Source organism: Gammaproteobacteria bacterium (assembly GCA_013816845.1).
Lineage (GTDB): Bacteria > Pseudomonadota > Gammaproteobacteria > DSM-16500 > DSM-16500 > Aquicella.
This window is the reverse complement of sequence record JACDDU010000005.1, coordinates 146,721-166,249: the sequence shown is the minus strand read 5'-3', so window position 1 is coordinate 166,249 and position 19,529 is coordinate 146,721. Positions and strand designations below refer to the sequence as shown.

Genomic DNA, 19,529 nt, shown 5'->3' with positions numbered 1-19,529 from the left:
ATGCCTTTAGAAACAAAATATGGATTACCCGCAAAAGTCATTTTTTGCCAAAGATGTGTTACCTCCAATCAACGTCCAACTTCGTCGATTGAGTTTCAACATCAAAAAAATAGCAAAAAAAATACATTGAATATTGATGTCCACGGGGTCTGTGATGCTTGTCACCAAGCAGAAATAAAAACTAAAATTGATTGGCAGCAACGTGAAACGGAATTAGTAAAGTTGCTTGATCAATATCGCCGTAACGATGGTCAGTATGATTGTCTTATTCCCGGCAGTGGTGGCAAAGACAGTGGCTATCAAGCCCATATTTTGAAACATCAATACGGAATGAATCCGCTCACCATTACTTGGCCCCCTATTCTTTATACAGATTATGGATATCAAAATTGGAAAAATTGGATTGAAGTTGGCGGATTTGACAACCTCACCTTCAAACCCAATGGTCGAGTCATGAAACTGTTAACCAAATTATCTATTGAAAATATCTTGCATCCTTTTCAAACATTTATCTTAGGACAAAAGAATTTAGCGCCAAAAATTGCAGCGCAAATGAATATTGATTTAATTTTTTATGGTGAGAGTGAAGCTGAATATGGTAATCCAATTGCTGAAAATGCTTCGTCTTTGCGAGATCAATCTTACTACATGACTCAAAATCTTGATAATCTTTATTTAGCTGGTCTTTCGCTAAAAGAGTTACAAGAAGTTCATCATTTAACATTGAAAGATCTTATGATTTTTTTACCGGCAACCGTCGAAATGTTGAAGCAAAGGCCAATTGCAGTACATTACTTAGGCTATTATTTACCATGGGTACCGCAAGAAGCTTATTACTATGCGGTCGAAAATACGGGTTTTAAGGCAAGACCGTTTCGAACACAAGGGACATACAGTAAGTACGATAGCATCGATGATAAGATAGATGATTTACATTACTATACGACTTTTATCAAATTCGGCATTGGGCGAGCGACATTCGATGCCTCACAAGAGATCCGCAACAATCATATTTTACGAGATGAAGGTGTAAAATTAGTTGAGAAATTTGATGGTGAATTTCCGGACAAATATTTTAAAGAAATTATGGATTACATTGACTTGCAACCGGAACGATTTATTGAATTATGCGATCAAGCGAGATCCCCACATTTATGGGTGAAAGTAGCAAACGAATGGCGACTTAGACATAATGTTGGTGGGACAGGTGTTGATGACGTCAGCAATACTACAAGGTATGCACATGGAACATAAGAATACTCAACTTAAATATAACTTACCGACCACAGTTATTTTTTGTAAAAAATGCGTCATCTCCAATCAACGTCCAAGAATTACATTTGATAAACACGGTGTTTGTTCAGCTTGTAATTATGCGGCGTATAAGTCTCAAATTGACTGGAGCGAGCGGGAAGTTGAATTGATCAGTATGTTGAAACGATTCAAACGTACTGATGGCGGTTATGAAGTGCTTGTGCCTTCCAGCGGTGGTAAAGATAGCGCTTACATCGCGCATGAATTGAAACATAAGTATGGGATGAATGTCTTAACAGTAACTTGGGCACCTCACTTATACACTGATATTGGTTTTCAAAACTTTCAAAATATGATGCATGTCGGTGGGGTAGATAACATCTTAGCAACCCCCAATGGTATTGTGCATCGAAAATTAACGAAATTATTTTTTGAATTGTTGGGGGATCCTTTCCAGCCTTTTATTTATGGCCAAACCAATTATCCACTTCAAATTGCAGTAAAATTTGGTATTCCCCTTATCATGTATGGTGAGAATGGCGAAGTTGAATATGGCGGAGATATGAAAAATGCTTTTCGACCGACTAGAGATTATAAAGTTGATCATCTTAAGCATTATTTTTCAGGTATATCACCGCTTGATTTACTTAAATTGAATATTTTAGAAAATGAAATCAAAACTTACCTTGCACCCAGTGTAGAAGAATTAGATAAACTTCAATGTGAAATTCATTTTTATGGATATTATAAAAAATGGGTGCCACAAGAAAATTATTATTATTGTACCGAACATACAGGCTTCAAACCTAATATTGAGAGAAGTGAAGGAACGTACTCTAAATATGCTTCCTTAGACGATAAAATAGATGGATTTCATTATTATTTAAGCTTTATCAAATTTGGTCTAGGCAGAGCGACATCTGATGCTGCCCACGAAATTAGAGATGCTCACTTAACGAGAGAAGAAGGTGTGCAGTTGGTAGATAAGTTTGATGGCGAATTTCCCGCTAAATATTTTAAAACTTTTTTACAATATTGCAATATTTCAGAAACGTATTTCTGGGAAGTGATAGAAAGCTGGCGTTCTCCTCACTTATGGAAAAAGGTCAATAATGAATGGAAATTACGCCATACGATTGCCCAAACTGGTGCAGATGATTTTGACGAGATGATGATTGCTGCAGCTGTAAATGAAAAATATCGACCAGGTTAATCGGCTTATTTGGGAAATCGATAATTACGAACATATCGAGAAGTATGGTTCCCTGCAGCGCGGTTTGTTTATTTCATACTGGATGCTCATTCGTTATACGCTCAATCTAAAAGTCGCAGCGCTAGCTGGGTATGATTTGTCACCACCCTCTGTTAAAAAAACTTCCTCATGGAGGTATAAAGTTAGTTTTCTTTTGAATGCTTATCAATATCGGTTAAAAGCCAAAAAAGCTGATTTTTTATTCATCAGCCCATCAATTGGTAATATTGATGATGGGGAATATGTAGAAAATATTTATCACGATTTATTTGCTCAATACCTTATTAAGCAAGGCAAAAAAGTTTTAATTTTAGAACAACCTAATGTGGCTTGGAGAGGGTTTAAAAAAAGAAAATTTAATGTTCCTACTTATGCCATAACTTGGTCTTATTTAAAGCGGAAATTAAAAAGTATCTTCTTATCGCCTTTCGTGAGGATAAAAGATGACAAGATTAATGAATTTAATCTCATTATCAATACCATCATCAAAAAGCATATTCCTAATAATGATACGTTCGTTAAAGAAATAAAATCTCATCTGTTATTTAACATTAAAAATATAAAATTTTATATCGATATGTGGGAGGATGTGGTTAAAAAGTGCAAACCGCGCGCTGTCATGATGCAAGATATTTGTTGTGGTGCAAGTGCAGGTATTGCTTCACTTGTTTTTAAACACCATCATATTTTAGTGATTGAAGATCAACATGGATTAATCGATATTCAAGATATTCAATTCAATTATGGTCTTAAATTGAAGGTTAATCCTCATTACAATCATTTTATGCCGGATTATTTTTTGATTTACGGTAAAAGGTGGTTACAGAATATGAATATTGCTTCCCATAAAATTATTATTGGCAATCCTTATCATGCTCAAGCAAAAGAAAAATATAGTAATTTATCGCCTTGTTATGACTTATTAGTTATTACAGACAGTGAGCGTCCTGATTTCACCTATGCCAAAGTAAAAACTTTATTGGCAAGTCCTTACCAAATTTTATTGCGTCCTCATCCTCGCGAACTAAGTGTCGCACATGAACGATATCGAGAATTATTAGCTTTCAACAATGTGACTTTGGATACTGACCGGGATGTGTATCGTTCAATTCAGCGTGCCAAGATTGTTATTTGTATAGTCGGAAGTTTTATATCCACCGTGGTATGGGAGGCGTTAGCATTAAACAAGCCTGTATTATGTTATCTCAATCATTTTGCAGCGTTAGACCACACATATCATACTGATTTTATTAATTTTTATGATGATGATCAGAAATTACTGAATGCGATCGATGCTATTTTAAGTGAAGATAAAGTATTCGATTTCCCTTTTGCAGATTTTTACGCATTGGATTGGCAGAAAAAATTTGGTAAGTTAGTAAAACAAATATTATAACTATTAAGTATTATAAAGGTGTGGCTTGTATCGATGTAGATTTTCTCTCATCCATTTGATCGTTTCAGATAACCCTTGTTGCAACGTATATTGAGGTTCCCAATCGGTTAAGGTTTTTAGCTTCACATTTGATCCTAGCAGCCGTTCTACTTCACTATGTTTTGGCCGTAATCTTTTTGTGTCTTCGACAATGGTTGCTTGTGGATTAATTTGATTAATAATCTCTTGCGTTAATTCACCCATGGAAATTTCTTTTTGCATTGCAATATTAATTTCTTCGCCTGCCATGTTTTCTGATTTACAAATAGCAATAAATCCGCTAACTATATCTTGAACAAAGTTGAAGTCGCGTGTTGGAGTTAAGTTTCCTAGTTTAATACATTGTTCACCCGCTAAGAGTTGCGTAATAATAGTAGGAATAATGGCTCGTGCAGATTGACGAGGGCCGTAAGTATTGAATGGTCGAACAATAGTGACAGGAAGACCGAAGCTACAGTGGAAAGATTCTGCAAGTCGATCAGCCGCAATTTTAGTCGCTGAATAGGGCGATTGACCTTTCATGGGATGCTTTTCATCAATGGGCACATAAGTAGCAGACCCATATACTTCAGAGGTAGAAGTCACTAACAGTTTTTCAATTGCGTAATCCCGCGCTGCTTGAAGTATATTGAGTGTGCCATTGATATTGGTGGTGACATAGCTTTCAGGAGAATTATAACTAAAGGGAATAGCAATTAATGCGGCTAAATGAAAAACAACTTCTACATCTTTCATTGCTGCTCTAACACAATGAAGATCTCGAATATCGCCTGCAATAACTTCTATTTTATCTTGCATTGTTTGATGGAAAGAATCAATCCAACCCCAATGATTGAATGAATTGTAATAAACGAATGCTCTAACTTTGCATTGTTCTTGGATTAATCTTTCGACTAAATGACTACCAATAAATCCATCACTGCCAGTGACTAAAACGGTTTTATTTTTTAAATCCATAATTAAATCATTTAAACTCGAATGCCAGCTAAATGTTGAAATGCTTTGCTTTGTTGAGATAAATCATCAAATCGTCCAGAGCAAATAATTTCGCCTTTTTCAATGAGGTGAATCATATCATAATCTTTGATCGTTGAGAGACGATGTGCAATGGTAATGATAGTTCGGCCCTGACTTGCTTTGTCTAAAGCTTGCGTGATGGCAAGCTCAGTTTGGTGATCTAAAGATGCGGTCGCTTCATCCATAACTAAAATACTAGGATCATGATATAAAGCGCGCGCAATACCAATACGTTGTCGTTGCCCGCCTGATAAATTAATGCCATTTTCCCCAAGCGACGTATTTAAACCTGCTTTACATTTTTCTTTAACAAAAGTGCTAAGTGATGCCATTTCTAAACAATGCCATACTTTTTCTTCATCAATGTGGGAAGGATCTACACCAAATGCAATATTTTCACGAATGGTAGTCTCATAAATATAAATCATTTCTGGAATATAACCAAAATGCTTAAACCACATCGGAAGATTAGTTGCGGTGATCTCAGTTTCATCAACGTATAATTGACCGGAGGATGGCGATAAAATTCCTAAGACGATATTGAGTAAAGTTGTTTTACCCGCACCCGACGTACCAATTAAGGCAATTTTTTTATTTTTGGGAATCGTTAAGTTTATATTTTTTAGAATAACTTTATCTTCATAGCTAAAAGAAATATTTTTTAAATGAATAGCCTTAGACAAAATGACGGGGAATTGCAAAGGATTTTCGAGGGCGAGCATGGGTGAACTTTGCTTAAAAAGTTCATACTTATTAAGTTCTAAATAAATTTTATTTAAAGAAGGATAACCATACTTAATATGGGCAAGAGATTGTAATAAACGATTAACACTTGGTAACAATTGAATTGCTGCAATACCAAAAATTGAAATAAGCACTAACATTTGCGAGCTGGTGTATCCGGTGTAAATAAATAGAAGCATTAATGATAATACAACCGAGACCAGAATGCTCTCCACTAAAAAACGTGGGCATTGCTGGAAGACAGATGCAAATCCATCAGCCTCTGCGATATTATCAGCATAATTACTAACTTTAGCGATAAAAAAGTATTCTTTTTGATAGATTTTAGTTTCTTTAATTCCTCCCAAACCTTGAATTACACTTTGCGTTAATTGAATATGACTTTGCGAGCGAATGTTGCCAAAATAATTAATTTTATGTCTAATTTTTTTAATGAAAAAGAATGCGGTAATAAAAATGGCCGCTACGACAATTAAAGAAAAAACCGGATTAATAATCAGTAAGGCTAGTATAATGATGCAAGAAGTCACACCTTCGTTTAATAAAGTACCAAATTGGGCAATGGTATTTGAAAGAATAAATATTTCTACATTAATATTGTTAATTAATTCAGGGGAACTACATTTAATATGATATGAATAAGGAAAATGAAGATAGGAATGAAATAATTTCTTTTGAATCTTAGCAACTAATCCCCCTAAAAAGGAAACTTGTTTTTTTAAAACGAGGAAAGCAGTAATATTTTTTAACCAAAACGATAAAATCAAAAAAATGATGGTTAATCCCAGAATCTCTTTGTGACCAAGGTTAACGGCTTTTATAAAGGCTGTATTAGATAAATAATTTGGATCAATCAAAATATTGATAAAGGGAATGATCACACCAATCCCCAGCAAAGATAGAAGCCCCCCACAAAATAGTAAGCCTAAGAATTTAAGGAAATTTTTGTGATCATTTGCGTCTAATAAAAATGAAAATCTAATCCAAAAATCTTTCACCCGTTCCATCCTTCTATTTGGCTAAGCTATCGGGTTTTTAATAAGATATTTTACTAAAAGCATGGCATTTAAGCGCTATTAAGAATAATAGGCTGACTGATTTGAAAATCAAGATTTAGGATGCTGAATGGCGTGTTAAATTCACATAAATACTTTATCCAGTGAATAATATCGTTAGTAAAATTAATTTCCCAGGATAATAAGAAACGAAAGATAGAGATAAGCCGCGTTTATAAAAACTACATATTTTATCATATAGGTTTTTTTTGTAGCCCTCCTCGCAGAGGTGGGGCTGACTAATAATTTACAAAATAAATAATCTATGGGAAAATTCCCAGGGTTTTAATTCTCATATTAAATTTTATATGATTGAGAAAGGAATATATGCAGGACTATAAAGTATGCACATCTTGTGTAATGGACACCACAGATCCTCTTATTTCCTTCGATGATCAGGGTATTTGTCATTATTGTAACGAACTCGCAGTTAAGTACAATGCGGGTAAAAATTTGAGTGTGAGCCAAATTGAAAATGATTTAAAAAATGCTGCAACCCTCATTAAAAAACGCCAAGGCGGAGGGAAATTTGATTGCGTTTTAGGATTAAGCGGTGGGGTAGATAGCTCTTACGTTGCTCATCTTGTTGTTGAAAAAATGGGATTAAGTCCTTTAATAGTCCATTTTGATAATGGATGGAATTCAGCAATTTCTGAGCAAAATATCAAAAATATTGTTAAATGTCTGCGGCTTGATATTACAACTTGTAAGTTGAATTGGGATGAATTTAAAGATCTTCAAAAAGCTTTTCTATCAGCGTCAGTAATGGATATTGAAATGATTACTGATAATATCATTTATGGTGCAGCAGTCCAAATTGCAAAGCAGCATAAAATCAAGTGTATTGTTTCAGGCGTAAATTTTGCAACGGAAAGTGGTTTACCCAGTGCCTGGCGTTGGGAAAAAATTGACGCAAAGAATATTCGAGCAATCCATCGGCGTTTTGGAAAACGTTCCATCAGCAGCTTACCCCTATATGGATGCTGGCAACTGCTTTTTGACCGTTTTTTCAATGGAATATATCATTTTTATCCCCTTAATTTAATCCGCTATAACAAAACAGAAGCCATGCTTTTTTTAAAAAAGAGATTTGATTGGAACTACTATGGCGGCAAGCACTATGAATCAATTTTTACTAAATTTTATCAAGCCTATATTCTTCCTACCAAGTTTGGCATCGATAAAAGACGGGCTCATTTATCCAGCTTATTAAGGAATCAAGAGATAACGAGGGAGGCAGCTCTTGCAGAATGTGACAAGCCTGCCTATGATTTATTAACCTTAGAACAAGATAAGGATTACATCGCTAATAAGCTTGGTTTTTCCAGAGATGAGTTTCAAGCGATCATGGATTTGCCGCCGAAACATCACCACCATTATCCTTCTGAAGTTCGCTTCATTACAAATTTAACAAAATTATCTCGTTTTATGAAAATAAAACAAAACGCCTTTGCTTAAGCGTTCTCATTTTTATCCCCTTTAAAAATCATGATGAGGCTTGTAGTTCAATTGAATAAGTGATAGAAATTTGATTCAGTTTTACCTAACTGATTAAGGGATAAAGGGAATATTTAATTGTATCTGCATAAGTAAATAATAATTAATATGCAATTTGCTAGGAAGAGTAACATGGATAAAATGAGGAAACCCCTTGATGTTTCTTTAGGAAATGATTTCTTAGAGAAAATTGAATTACGTGCAATATTGTATCCCATATGGGTAAATAAATGGTTTATTTCCCTAATTATGTTGATTACTTTGCTTATCGGCATTACCTACGGATACTTAAAAACTCCGCTTTATTCAAGTAACGTTTTGCTGCAGCATGAAGAAAATGGCACTCTTTTAGGAATAGAAAGTTTTCCAGCCGCTTCATTGCTATCCTCAAAAAGCAAATCTGCCGCAGATGTGCAAACTGCACTCATTAAATCACGGTACATTTTGGAGCCTGTGGTCCGGGCATTAAAATTAGATATTATTGCTCAACCTCATCACTTTCCTATTATTGGCAGCTGGTATGCAAGGCTTCATAACGGCTCAATTGATAAACCTTGGTGGGGATCAGATCGATATACCTGGGGCGGAGATAAAATTGTAGTATCTGACTTTATTGTTCCCCAGACAGAAGAAGACAAACGCTATACACTCGTTGCATTGGATAATAATCAATACGAATTATACGATGAAGATAATCAATTTGTTTTAAAAGGTGAAGTTGGTAAAAAAAGCAGCGCCTTAACAGACCAGGGCGAAGTTATAATCACGGTGCAGACACTCGTTGCAGGCATGAACACGGAATTTAGAATTTTTAAAAAACCCCTGCAGCAAATAGTGGACCAATTATCACAAAAAATTCAAATCAACGATTTATATCAAGAAACCCAATTACCGAACCCCACAGGCATTTTAAAATTAACTTTAATAGGGACAAGTCCACAAAGTGTTATTAATATATTAAATGCTGTAGCGAATACTGTTACCGATAAAAATGCACAAAAAAAGGCACAAGAAGCAACGCAAAGTCTTGGCTTTATCAATCAACAATTACCTAGCGTAAAGAAATCTTTAGATGAAGCTGAGAATAGACTGAGTTCTTATCTTGCCAAAGAAGGCATGATTGATATTAGTTCGGCGTCTAAAATTTTGCTTAATAATATCATAGCCACTCAAAAAACTTTAAATACAGTACAAATGAATAAAGCAAGTGCTCTGAAAAAGTATACGCGTTTGCATCCTTTTATCATAAGCATTAGTAACAAAGAAAATTACCTTAAAAATGAATTACAATCCTTACAAAAACGATTAAGTACGCTGCCAGCACGCGACCAATACGCAGTAAGCTTAATGCGTGAAGTTAAAGTAAAAAACCAATTATATTTAATTCTTTTAAACAAAATTCAATCTTTGCAAGTTGCGAAGGGTAGTACCATTAGCGATGTCAATGTTTTAGGTTATGCCACAATTCCTCACAAACCTTTACCAATCGGTATATTTTTTATTGGCCTATGTAGTCTTCTTACAGGTTTTATATTGGGTGTCTCCTGGATTTTCTTTCACAAATTATTGAATCGAAAAATTTCCGACCCCTCTTTTATTGAAAGTCGTTTTGGGCTTTCCAATATGGCTATCATTCCTTATAGCGATAAGCAAATTCGTTTTCAAAATGTTTCCTATAAAGATAAACAAGTTGCCATGCTGGCCCAGTCTGATCCCAAAAATGCCTCTATTGAAGCATTACGAAGTTTTCGGACGGGTGCGCAGTTTGCTATGCTGAATGCTCCCAATAATATCATTAGCATTCTCGGGGTTTCGCCTGCGGTCGGAAAATCTTTTATTTCGGTAAATTTTGCTTATTTACAAGCGGAATCTGGTAAAAAAATAATGCTTATTGATGGAGATATTCGCAAAGGTCATTTAAAGGATTATTTTACCTCAGGTCGTGTTAAAGGGTTAAGCGAAGTGATTTGTGGTACGAGTCGTCTTGATGAAGTCCTTATTAAAGGGCCGTTGCCTAATTTAGATTTTTTACCGGCCGGTGCTTATCCACCTAATCCTTCTGAATTGCTGATGAGTGATCAATTTAAACAATTATTAGAATATGCCTCAACAAACTATGATTTAGTTATTATTGATACTGCGCCTATTCTTGCAGTGACGGATGCGGCAATTATTGCTCGCTATGCAAGTGGCAATTTCTTAGTTTTAGCATCAGATACTCATCTTGTTTCAGAAATTGAGCTCGCTATTAAACGCTTTGACTCTAATGGAGTCGAAATAAAAGGTGTCATTTTCAATTTTTCCAAAGAACAAAAAGGTATCTATCGTAATGGCAATATTCCTACCTACCAATATCAGTATGAATATAAATAATAACTTCACCCTTTAAATGGATGTTGAATTTGCAAAGTAAGGATGTAATTAATTCATGATGAAATTAAGCGCTAAGTTTATATGAAAACGGTCATCTTAGCTGGTGGTCTGGGCACTCGATTAAGCGAAGAGACTGAAGTTAAGCCTAAACCTATGGTCGAAATAGGCGGCAAACCTATTTTATGGCATATCATGAAAATTTATACTGCGCATGGTTTAACGGATTTCATTATTTGTTTAGGCTACAAAGGTTATTTAATTAAAGAATATTTTGCCAATTATGCGCTGCATATGTCAGATGTTACTTATAATTTGGAAGATGACAGTATTGAGCTTCATCATAAAAATGTTGACCCTTGGCGAGTTACTTTAGTCGATACCGGGGAAGATAGTATGACGGGCGGTCGTTTAAAAAGGATTAAACGATTTTTAACAGATGAGGATTTTTGTTTTACTTACGGTGATGGCGTTAGTAACATTAATATTCAGGAAACCATTGCTTTACATCGTAATTCTTCCACATTAGCAACGGTCACAGCTGTTCAACCCCCCGGTCGGTTTGGCGCAATCAAACATGATGGAGAACGGGTTACTCGATTTGAGGAAAAACCAAATGGGGAGGGCGGATCGTGGATTAATGGTGGATTTTTTGTATTGTCGCCCAAGGTTTTAGATTACATTGACCATGACAAAATGTCTTGGGAACAAGAACCCATGCAACAGTTAGCTGCCGAAGGAAAGATGGCGGTATATTTTCACAATGGATTTTGGCAGCCCATGGATACCCTTCGAGACAAGCGGCAATTAGAAGAGTTATGGCAATCGGGCAATCCTCCATGGAAGCTATGGTAATGGACAAATCTTTCTGGGCTAATAAACGTGTTTTTATCACTGGACATACGGGTTTCAAGGGCAGTTGGCTAACGACTTGGTTAAAATTATTAGGCGCATCAGTCACCGGTTTTTCGCTTCCTCCTCAAGGTCATCCTAATTTGTTTGAAGCTGCCAAAGTAGCTGAAGGCATTCATTCTATTGAGGGCGACATTCTACATTATCAAGATTTAGCGACAGCTATTCAAAATGACCAACCTGAAATAATTTTTCACCTCGCAGCGCAATCATTGGTGCATTATTCCTATCATAATCCTATAGAAACCTATCAAGTCAATGTCATAGGCACAGCCAACTTGTTGGAAGCGGTACGGCATGTACCAGGCGTTAAAGGCGTTTTAGTTATTACCAGTGATAAATGTTATGAAAATCGAGAATGGGTGTGGGGCTATAGAGAAACTGATGCGATGGGTGGCTTTGATCCCTATAGTAGTAGCAAAGGTTGCGCTGAATTGGTGGTATCTGCTTACCGTCGTTCTTTCTTTAATGCAGCCCATTATGAAACCCACGGCGTTGCGCTTGCCTCAGCCCGAGCTGGAAATGTTATTGGCGGCGGCGATTGGGCGAGTGATCGATTAATTCCAGATTTAATTCGTTCATTTGTTCAAAATGAAGAAGGCAAAATTCGTAATCCCGCTGCATGTCGGCCGTGGCAAAACATTCTCGATATTTTGTACGGGTATATCTTATTAATGGAGCAGCTCTATAGGAAAGGTCCTGAGTTTGGGGAAGCTTGGAATTTTGGCCCTACGGAAGAAAATGTCAAACCAGTTTCTGTGATTGCGGATAAATTATTATCGCTCTGGCAGGAAGATGCGAAATGGAGTGCAGTTGAAGTCGGTAAAAAATTACATGAAGCAATATGCTTACGATTAGACTCCAATAAATCTCGCATGCTCTTGGGTTGGCAGTCCCAAATGAACATTGATCATGTTTTAAGTCACGCTGTTGAGTGGTATAAAAATTTCTACAGACTTGCTGATATGAGTGAATTTACCCAAAAGCAGATTATTGAATATGGAATGTTGAGGAACCTATGATCAAAGAGCCCTTACATGCTTGTCGTTTTTGTGAAACGCCGCTAAACGCTACCTTAATTGATCTTGGCATGTCCCCACTCTCTAATTCATTTTTGAAGAAAGATGAGCTGCAGAAAAAAGAGAAATTTTATCCCTTACATGCAAGAATTTGTAATGAATGTTTTTTAGTCCAGTTACCTGAGCTTCAGTCGCCAGAAAATATTTTTAAAGATTATGCCTATTTTTCTTCCTATTCGGAGAGTTGGTTACAGCATTGTGCCTCTTATACCAACATGATCGTAGAACGATTCAAAATAGATGCAAAGTGGCAAGTTGTAGAATTAGCAAGTAATGATGGTTATCTTCTCCAGTATTTTGCCGCAAAAAAAATCCCCGTCTTAGGAATAGAACCTGCCGATAACGTCGCACAAGTGGCGCGTGATAAGGGCATTCCAACTGAATCAGTCTTCTTTTCCAAGACAATTGCTGAACAAATGCGTTCATCGTGGGGGAAACAAGCGAATTTAATTATTGCTAATAATGTTTTAGCGCACGTTCCTAATTTAAATGATTTTGTTGCGGGTATTAAAGTTTTATTAGCGCCAAAAGGCATTGTTACCCTTGAATTTCCGCATTTGCTGCGCCTCTTACAAGAAAATCAATTCGATACAATTTATCATGAACATTTTTCTTATTTTTCATTACTCACAGCCGAAAAAGTTTTTTCTCAAAATCAACTTTGCATTTTTGATGTTGAGGAATTAACTGTTCATGGCGGTTCTTTGAGGCTATACGTGAAACATTGTGAGGATGAAGAGCAAACTGTTCAGCCCAGGGTCGCAGCATTACTTGCTCTAGAAAAAAAGGTAGGGCTCGATAACATAAAATCCTATGATGTTTTCTCAGCCAATGTTACGCGATTAAAAACGCAGTTATTAACCTTCATGAACCAAGTGAAAGCGGCAGGTAAAACGATAGCAGGGTATGGCGCTCCGGCAAAAGGTAATACATTATTAAACTATTGCGAGATTTCAGCGCAACTTTTGTCGTTCACAGTTGACAAAAATCCTCACAAACAAGGGATGTACCTCCCTGGTACGCATATCCCTATTTTGCACCCGGACGAAATTAAAAAGGCAAAACCAGATTATCTATTAATCCTTCCTTGGAATTTAAAACAGGAAATTATTAAACAAACCGATTATATTCGAGAATGGAATGGAAAATTTGTGATTCCCATTCCCGAACTGCAAGTGCTTTAAAATGCATTTTAAAAAAACAAGTCTGTTGGGACTCTATATTCTGGAACCTTCTCCTCTAAGTGATGAGCGAGGTTTCTTCGCTCGAACTTTTTGTAAGCGAGAGTTTGAAAGCCAAGGTTTAAAAAGCGAATTTGTCCAATGCAATATTTCTTATAATCATAAGGAAGGAACGCTGAGAGGATTGCATTATCAACAATCTCCTCATGAAGAAACTAAAATAGTTACATGTCGACGAGGCCGTATTTATGATGTAATTGTGGATATAAGGCCCCGCTCACCTACCTTAGGAAAATGGATCGGTATCGAACTCTCGGCAGATAATTTACAGGGAGTTTATATTCCAGAAGGCTTCGCGCATGGTTTTCAAACACTGACCAACGACGCGGAAGTTTCTTATTTAATGGGAAATTATTTTAATGCAGAAGCAGCTACAGGTATCCGCTATGATGACCCCCACTTGAATATCTCATGGCCGAATCCAAAAATGATTATTTCACAAAAAGATAGAAATTTGCCTCTTTTTAATTTATGAATTCAGTCTTTGTCACCGGTGCAAGTGGTTTTATAGGGAGATTTACTCTTGCTCTTTTGATTAAACACAATTATCAAATTCATGCTATTTACTCCCATGCTTTACCTGTCTTCAACCATCCACAAATTAAATGGCACCAGCTAGACCTTCATGATCACTCCAAAGTCGATAGGTTGATGCGGGAAATAATGCCAACGCATTTACTTCATGCGGCTTGGTTTGCAAAGCCAGGTGAATTTTGGACTTCACCGCTCAATAACCAGTGGTTAAAAAGCAGTCTTTTTCTATTTAATTGTTTTATTCAAACTGGCGGCAAGCGGGCGGTTATGGTAGGAAGTTGCGCGGAATATGAATGGGGTTTAGAGCATTGTAGTGAAAGTAAAACGCCCTGTCTCCCGCAAACGTTGTATGGAAAATCTAAATATGCTCTTTATTCCCTGACTAAAAAGCTTGCTTCACAAAATCACATCTCATTAGCTTGGGCGAGATTATTTTTTTTATATGGTCCTTTTGAACATACAGATCGACTCGTCGCCTCAGCCATAGTGAGTTTAATGAACCGGCGAGCTTTTCACGTTCAAAATAGTAATCAATTGAGAGATTTTCTGTATGTTGTCGATGTCGCAGATGGTCTTGTATCTCTATTAAATTCCGATTGTCAGGGATCGATCAACCTTGCCTCTGGTAGCCCTGTTTTAATTAAAGATTTAATACAGCATATTGCTAAACAGTTGGAAGGGACTCATCTGGTAAGTTTTGGAAATTTAGATGCAAGGCAAGACCAGATCACAGCTGATACATCGCGGTTGCAAGATGAATTAAAATGGCAGCCAAGTTACACACTTGATACTGGCCTTCAAGAAACAATTAAATGGTGGAAAGAACGCTCTTATGACTAAAATTCTATATATTTCATTGAACGGAATGACTGAACCATTAGGAGAGTCACAAGTCGTTCAATATCTTCTTAAGCTTAGTAAAAGTCATTCGATTTATTTGCTTTCATTTGAAAAACCCTGTGATACTAAAAAACACGATCACATGGCTCAAAAAATTAAAGAAGCAAATATTGAATGGAAATATTTTATTTATTCTAATCGATTTGGAGTCTTCTCAACTGTTTGGCAACTCATGATGGCTTTTTTTTTATTGTCTCGGTGGAGTTACAGAGAAAAAATTAAAATTGTGCATGCTCGAAGCCTCATTCCAGCTGTATTGGGCGTACTTTTGAAAAAAACCCAAAAAATAAAATTTTTATTTGATATCAGAGGCTTTGCAATTGATGAAAAAATTATTGATGGGCGGTTAAAAGCAGATTCACTGTTAACACGTGTATTAAAAAAAATGGAAGCTTTCGTCTATAAACAAGCGGATCACCTTGTTACGTTGACCCATGCTTCTGTTCCGATCATAAAAGATTTTTATCAAGTCCCGACCGAAAAAATTACGGTGATTCCAACATGTGCGAATATCGAACTTTTCAAAAAGTTGGATAGGACCGAACGCGTTAGATTGCGGACAGCTCTGGGATATTCACCCCAAGATTTCGTGATCTTGCACAATGGCTCTTTAAATGGCTGGGTCGATTTTGATGCTGAATTAAAGCTATTTAAAGCTTTATCTCTTTACAAGCCAGATGCAAAGTTTTTATTCTTAAATCAAAATCAACAAGCATTTATTGAAGAAAAGATTGAAGCTTATCAGTTAAAAAAGGCCAATTGTAAAATTTATGCGGCTGATTTTGCTGAAGTACATCATTTTTTGAATATATCTGATGTTTGTGTTTTTTTTATCAAACCTTCACTTGCCAAACAAGCTTCTGCGCCCACAAAATTTGCAGAACTCATTGCTTGTCATTTGTTCTCTGTGACCAATACGAATTATGGCGATATGGAATTTTATTTAAATAATTATCCTTTGGGTCTTTTGCTAGAATTGAAAGCAGTGCATGATAATCCGCAGCAAGCAGCTCTAAAATTGATAGAATTTTTTGACAATGCTTGTCATACTTCCCCAAAGGTTGAAAAAAGCTTCGATCAGCTCTTCAATGAGCATTTTTCTAATCAGATAGCTATTAATAGGTATAATTGCGTCTATGCAAGTCTGGTTAAGGAACATGGATGAAGATATTACTGTTAGCGAAATATGATCAGGCGGGTGCAAGCTCACGCTATCGCACTCTTCAATACTTATCTTATTTACAGTCTCAAGGCATTGAAGTTGTGGTTAATTCGCTTCTTGATGCTAAATATATAAATTATATTTTTTCAAATAAAAAACCTTCGTTTCTTTATTATGTGAAAGCTTATTTTAAAAGAGCTTATCTACTCACTTTTCAAAAGAAAAAATATGATTTATGTTGGATTGAAGGAGAGCTTTTTCCCTATTTACCATTTGGCCTCGAGAATTTTTTTTTACCAAAGAAATATATCGCTGAATATGATGATGCTATCTTTCACAATTATAATTTGCATCGCATTAAATTAATTAGAGCTTGTTTAGGAAAAAAAATTTCCAAAGTTATGAAATATAGTCATCATGTTATTGTTGGAAATGAATATGTTAAAGCCTACGCATTAACAGAAAAAGTTGCAAATATTACTATTTTGCCTACAGTTGTCGATGCTAATATTTATAAACCAAATAAGTCTACGACGCGTTTACCCGATTCTAAAATTATTATTGGATGGTTAGGTTCTCCAACAACCGTTAAGTATCTTAATATCATCAAGTCCGCACTCCTTGCCGTTGCAAAAAAAACTAATGTTAAGCTTTGTGTCATTGGAGGGGAGTATGAAGTGGAGGGCATTGAAACTGAATCATTTCACTGGCCGTCGAATTGGTCTGAATCGGAAGAAATTGCTCTACTTAATCAAATTGACATTGGCATAATGCCCCTCATTGAATCTCCTTGGGAAAAGGGTAAATGTGGTTTTAAACTTATTAAATACATGGCTTGCGCCAAACCCGTGATTGCATCGCCTGTTAGTATGAATTGTGAAATTGTTGAGCATGGCATTAATGGGTATTTAGCTGAAACATTGGCAGACTGGGAGTTATATTTACTTAAGCTTATTGAAAATGCGCAAGAAAGAAAACAATTTGGAGAGGCGGGAAGAATGCGCATGATTAAGAAATATAGTTTACAAGCGACTTCGCCTACTTTGCATCATATTCTAGCTAACACTTAATTCAAATAAAATAGTTTAATTAATTCAATTACCTAGACAAATAAGGTTTAACATGTGTGGCATTGCCGGTGTTATTAATTATCAAGAAAACATGCTATCAACGTTGCAGCTCGCATTAAAGCATCGGGGTCCCGATGCCCAAACTGTTTATCGAGAAAAAAATGTTGCGCTTGTCCATACCCGATTAGCAATTCAAGATGTTGATCATGGCATTCAACCATTTTTTTATAAAAATTATGCCATTATTTTTAATGGCGAAATATATAACCATCAAGTTTTACGCCAATCCTTGACAGAATTTTCCTTTCAAACGGAAAGTGATACGGAAACGTTGCTTTATCTCTTTATTAAATTTCGATATGAAATGTTTACTCTGATTGATGGCATGTTTGCTTTTTGTATTTATGATAAATTAAATAATAAAATTATTTTAGCAAAGGATCGTGCCGGTAAAAAACCCCTTTATTTTCACAAAACAAATCGCGCCTTCTTTTTTGCAAGCGAATTAAATGCACTCAAATTAATCACCCCACTTGAACCTTCGCATGAAGCTATTCAAACTTATTTAAAAACAGGCGTAATGTGGAGGCCTCATACCGCCTATCAAGAAGTTTATAAATTAGACGCGGCCTCCTATTTAGAAATCAATACGAAAAATTTGTCTTTTCAGATTAAATCCTATTTTAATTTTTTAGCTTATTTTCAGTCGTCAAGCTCTCCCTTAAAATTTGCGCAAGCTGTGGATAAACTTAATGATTACTTAAAACAAAGCGTTGCAGATCGTATTGCAGCAAGTGATGTTGAAGTGGGTGTTTTTCTGAGCGGTGGGATTGATAGCAACTTAATTGCTGCGCTCGCAGCTCAAATTAAGCCGGGTATTAAAACATTTACCGTTAAATTTTCTGGTATGTATGATGAATCCGTGCTTGCTAAGTTAGCTGCTAAAAAATATCAAACTACCCATATAGAATTAAACATCGATTCGCATATCAAGCAAGATATAGAAAAAATATTACTATCCTATGGCGAACCATTTATGGATAGTAGTGCTATTCCAAGCTACTATGTTTCGCAAGAAGCAGCTAAACATGTTAAAGTTGTTTTAAGCGGTGATGGCGCTGATGAGTTATTCGCAGGATACAGACGCTATGTGCCGGCCATGTATTCTTTTGCTACTTATCTGAGCTTCCTTACGCCGTTACTTAAAATTCTTCCCCATCCTACTCATAAAAAATCTGTTTATAATTATTTCTACCGTTTATTAACGACCGCCCGTAAACAAAATTTAGATTACTACTTATCGACCACAACAGATATTTTTGAGGATGTTTTATCAATTGATAATAACCCAGTTACTGCAAATCTTGCTGAATTTGTTCAATCCATTTTTTCGAATTCGACATTAAGTTCCTTAAAAAAAATGCTTTATATTGATTTTAATGTTCTTTTGTTTTGTGACTTACTCGTTAAAATGGATATCGCTTCAATGGCTCATTCTTTAGAAGTGCGCAGTCCCTTTCTTGCTAAAAATCTACTTGAATTTGCCCCGGGATTACCCGATGAATATAAAATCAAAAATTTTAAAACTAAATTCATATTACGCAAATTAGCAGAACGTTATTTACCCACTCAATTAATTAATCAACCCAAGCGTGGATTTGAGGTACCTTTAAAGCATTGGGTGGATAACGACTTGCGTGAGCCTATATTTGACCGATTACAACCAGGTAGTTACGCTACGAATTATATACCTTACGCATTGATAGGCCCCTTATTAGCCAAAAAGTTAAATATTTCTCCAGAAAAACGTGCCAAGATCTTATGGTCGCTTTATTGTCTTGAAGTTTGGTATGCCAATGAAAAAACCGAAAGGTCGAGGGTCTCAAATTATATTTAGGTTGAAGCTCTATTTAAATTTATAGATAATTCCATGCTAATGTCAAAAAATACCACTCGCTGATGAGGATTCTACGAGTTGGAAGGTTTTTATTGTAAAACAGAGAAAAC

Annotated in this window: 15 protein-coding genes; 13 read left to right on the top strand and 2 right to left on the bottom strand. The window is 35.9% G+C overall.

Annotation, left to right across the window (positions count from 1 at the left end; all coding sequences use genetic code 11):
- From H0W64_10490 to H0W64_10480, 3 genes are read left to right on the top strand one after another with little or no spacing between them, the layout of a single operon-like run.
- Positions 1-1,254: an N-acetyl sugar amidotransferase gene (locus H0W64_10490; protein ID MBA3662148.1), complete on the top strand. Its 1,254-nt coding sequence runs from the start codon at positions 1-3 to the stop codon at positions 1,252-1,254.
- A complete protein-coding gene (locus H0W64_10485; GenBank protein ID MBA3662147.1) occupies positions 1,244-2,467 on the top strand; it encodes an N-acetyl sugar amidotransferase in 1,224 nt (407 codons plus the stop codon). Before H0W64_10490 ends, H0W64_10485 begins: the two co-directional genes overlap by 11 nt.
- On the top strand, positions 2,445-3,902 hold the full coding sequence (locus tag H0W64_10480) for a hypothetical protein (GenBank protein MBA3662146.1): 1,458 nt from the start codon (positions 2,445-2,447) through the stop codon (positions 3,900-3,902). The genes H0W64_10485 and H0W64_10480 overlap by 23 nt, the downstream gene beginning before the upstream one ends.
- A 3-nt stretch (positions 3,903-3,905) precedes the next feature.
- On the opposite strand, the gene H0W64_10475 is transcribed toward H0W64_10480, so the two are convergent.
- Positions 3,906-4,898 (bottom strand): SDR family NAD(P)-dependent oxidoreductase, encoded by a 993-nt coding sequence (locus tag H0W64_10475; protein ID MBA3662145.1) that lies wholly within the window; start codon positions 4,896-4,898, stop codon positions 3,906-3,908.
- Positions 4,899-4,909: 11 nt separating this feature from the next.
- Positions 4,910-6,700, bottom strand: coding sequence for an ABC transporter ATP-binding protein (locus H0W64_10470; GenBank protein ID MBA3662144.1), 1,791 nt, complete (start codon positions 6,698-6,700; stop codon positions 4,910-4,912).
- Positions 6,701-7,084: 384 nt separating this feature from the next.
- Between H0W64_10470 and H0W64_10465 the strand changes: the two genes are divergently transcribed.
- From H0W64_10465 to asnB, 10 genes are all read left to right on the top strand, one after another.
- Entirely contained in the window at positions 7,085-8,215 is a 1,131-nt protein-coding gene (locus H0W64_10465; GenBank protein MBA3662143.1) for an N-acetyl sugar amidotransferase, read from the top strand.
- Between the two features lie 171 nt (positions 8,216-8,386).
- Positions 8,387-10,627: a polysaccharide biosynthesis tyrosine autokinase gene (locus tag H0W64_10460; GenBank protein MBA3662142.1), complete on the top strand. Its 2,241-nt coding sequence runs from the start codon at positions 8,387-8,389 to the stop codon at positions 10,625-10,627.
- A gap of 81 nt (positions 10,628-10,708) precedes the next feature.
- Positions 10,709-11,479, top strand: coding sequence for a glucose-1-phosphate cytidylyltransferase (gene rfbF / locus H0W64_10455; protein MBA3662141.1), 771 nt, complete (start codon positions 10,709-10,711; stop codon positions 11,477-11,479).
- Entirely contained in the window at positions 11,479-12,558 is a 1,080-nt protein-coding gene (gene rfbG, locus H0W64_10450) for a CDP-glucose 4,6-dehydratase (GenBank protein MBA3662140.1), read from the top strand. The genes rfbF and rfbG overlap by 1 nt, the downstream gene beginning before the upstream one ends.
- Positions 12,555-13,799, top strand: coding sequence for a class I SAM-dependent methyltransferase (locus tag H0W64_10445; GenBank protein MBA3662139.1), 1,245 nt, complete (start codon positions 12,555-12,557; stop codon positions 13,797-13,799). The genes rfbG and H0W64_10445 overlap by 4 nt, the downstream gene beginning before the upstream one ends.
- 1 nt (position 13,800) lies before the next feature.
- The gene (gene rfbC, locus H0W64_10440) at positions 13,801-14,331 is read left to right on the top strand and encodes a dTDP-4-dehydrorhamnose 3,5-epimerase (GenBank protein ID MBA3662138.1); all 531 of its coding nucleotides are present in this window, start codon (positions 13,801-13,803) and stop codon (positions 14,329-14,331) included.
- A complete protein-coding gene (locus tag H0W64_10435; GenBank protein ID MBA3662137.1) occupies positions 14,328-15,230 on the top strand; it encodes an NAD(P)-dependent oxidoreductase in 903 nt (300 codons plus the stop codon). The genes rfbC and H0W64_10435 overlap by 4 nt, the downstream gene beginning before the upstream one ends.
- Entirely contained in the window at positions 15,223-16,455 is a 1,233-nt protein-coding gene (locus H0W64_10430; protein ID MBA3662136.1) for a glycosyltransferase, read from the top strand. Before H0W64_10435 ends, H0W64_10430 begins: the two co-directional genes overlap by 8 nt.
- Positions 16,452-17,522: a glycosyltransferase family 4 protein gene (locus H0W64_10425; GenBank protein ID MBA3662135.1), complete on the top strand. Its 1,071-nt coding sequence runs from the start codon at positions 16,452-16,454 to the stop codon at positions 17,520-17,522. Before H0W64_10430 ends, H0W64_10425 begins: the two co-directional genes overlap by 4 nt.
- A 52-nt stretch (positions 17,523-17,574) precedes the next feature.
- Positions 17,575-19,419, top strand: a complete 1,845-nt coding sequence (gene asnB / locus H0W64_10420; GenBank protein MBA3662134.1) for an asparagine synthase (glutamine-hydrolyzing) — start codon at positions 17,575-17,577, stop codon at positions 19,417-19,419.
- Positions 19,420-19,529: the final 110 nt, after the last annotated feature.

Excerpts from the sequence above, each read along its gene's own strand:
- H0W64_10490 (MBA3662148.1), top strand. The coding sequence starts at position 1 with ATGCCTTTAGAAACAAAATATGGATTACCCGCAAAAGTCATTTTTTGC.
- H0W64_10485 (MBA3662147.1), top strand. The coding sequence starts at position 1,244 with ATGGAACATAAGAATACTCAACTTAAATATAACTTACCGACCACAGTT.
- H0W64_10480 (MBA3662146.1), top strand. The coding sequence starts at position 2,445 with ATGAAAAATATCGACCAGGTTAATCGGCTTATTTGGGAAATCGATAAT.
- H0W64_10475 (MBA3662145.1), bottom strand. The coding sequence starts at position 4,898 with ATGGATTTAAAAAATAAAACCGTTTTAGTCACTGGCAGTGATGGATTT.
- H0W64_10465 (MBA3662143.1), top strand. The coding sequence starts at position 7,085 with ATGCAGGACTATAAAGTATGCACATCTTGTGTAATGGACACCACAGAT.
- H0W64_10460 (MBA3662142.1), top strand. The coding sequence starts at position 8,387 with ATGGATAAAATGAGGAAACCCCTTGATGTTTCTTTAGGAAATGATTTC.
- rfbF (MBA3662141.1), top strand. The coding sequence starts at position 10,709 with ATGAAAACGGTCATCTTAGCTGGTGGTCTGGGCACTCGATTAAGCGAA.
- rfbG (MBA3662140.1), top strand. The coding sequence starts at position 11,479 with ATGGACAAATCTTTCTGGGCTAATAAACGTGTTTTTATCACTGGACAT.
- H0W64_10445 (MBA3662139.1), top strand. The coding sequence starts at position 12,555 with ATGATCAAAGAGCCCTTACATGCTTGTCGTTTTTGTGAAACGCCGCTA.
- rfbC (MBA3662138.1), top strand. The coding sequence starts at position 13,801 with ATGCATTTTAAAAAAACAAGTCTGTTGGGACTCTATATTCTGGAACCT.
- H0W64_10435 (MBA3662137.1), top strand. The coding sequence starts at position 14,328 with ATGAATTCAGTCTTTGTCACCGGTGCAAGTGGTTTTATAGGGAGATTT.
- H0W64_10430 (MBA3662136.1), top strand. The coding sequence starts at position 15,223 with ATGACTAAAATTCTATATATTTCATTGAACGGAATGACTGAACCATTA.
- H0W64_10425 (MBA3662135.1), top strand. The coding sequence starts at position 16,452 with ATGAAGATATTACTGTTAGCGAAATATGATCAGGCGGGTGCAAGCTCA.
- asnB (MBA3662134.1), top strand. The coding sequence starts at position 17,575 with ATGTGTGGCATTGCCGGTGTTATTAATTATCAAGAAAACATGCTATCA.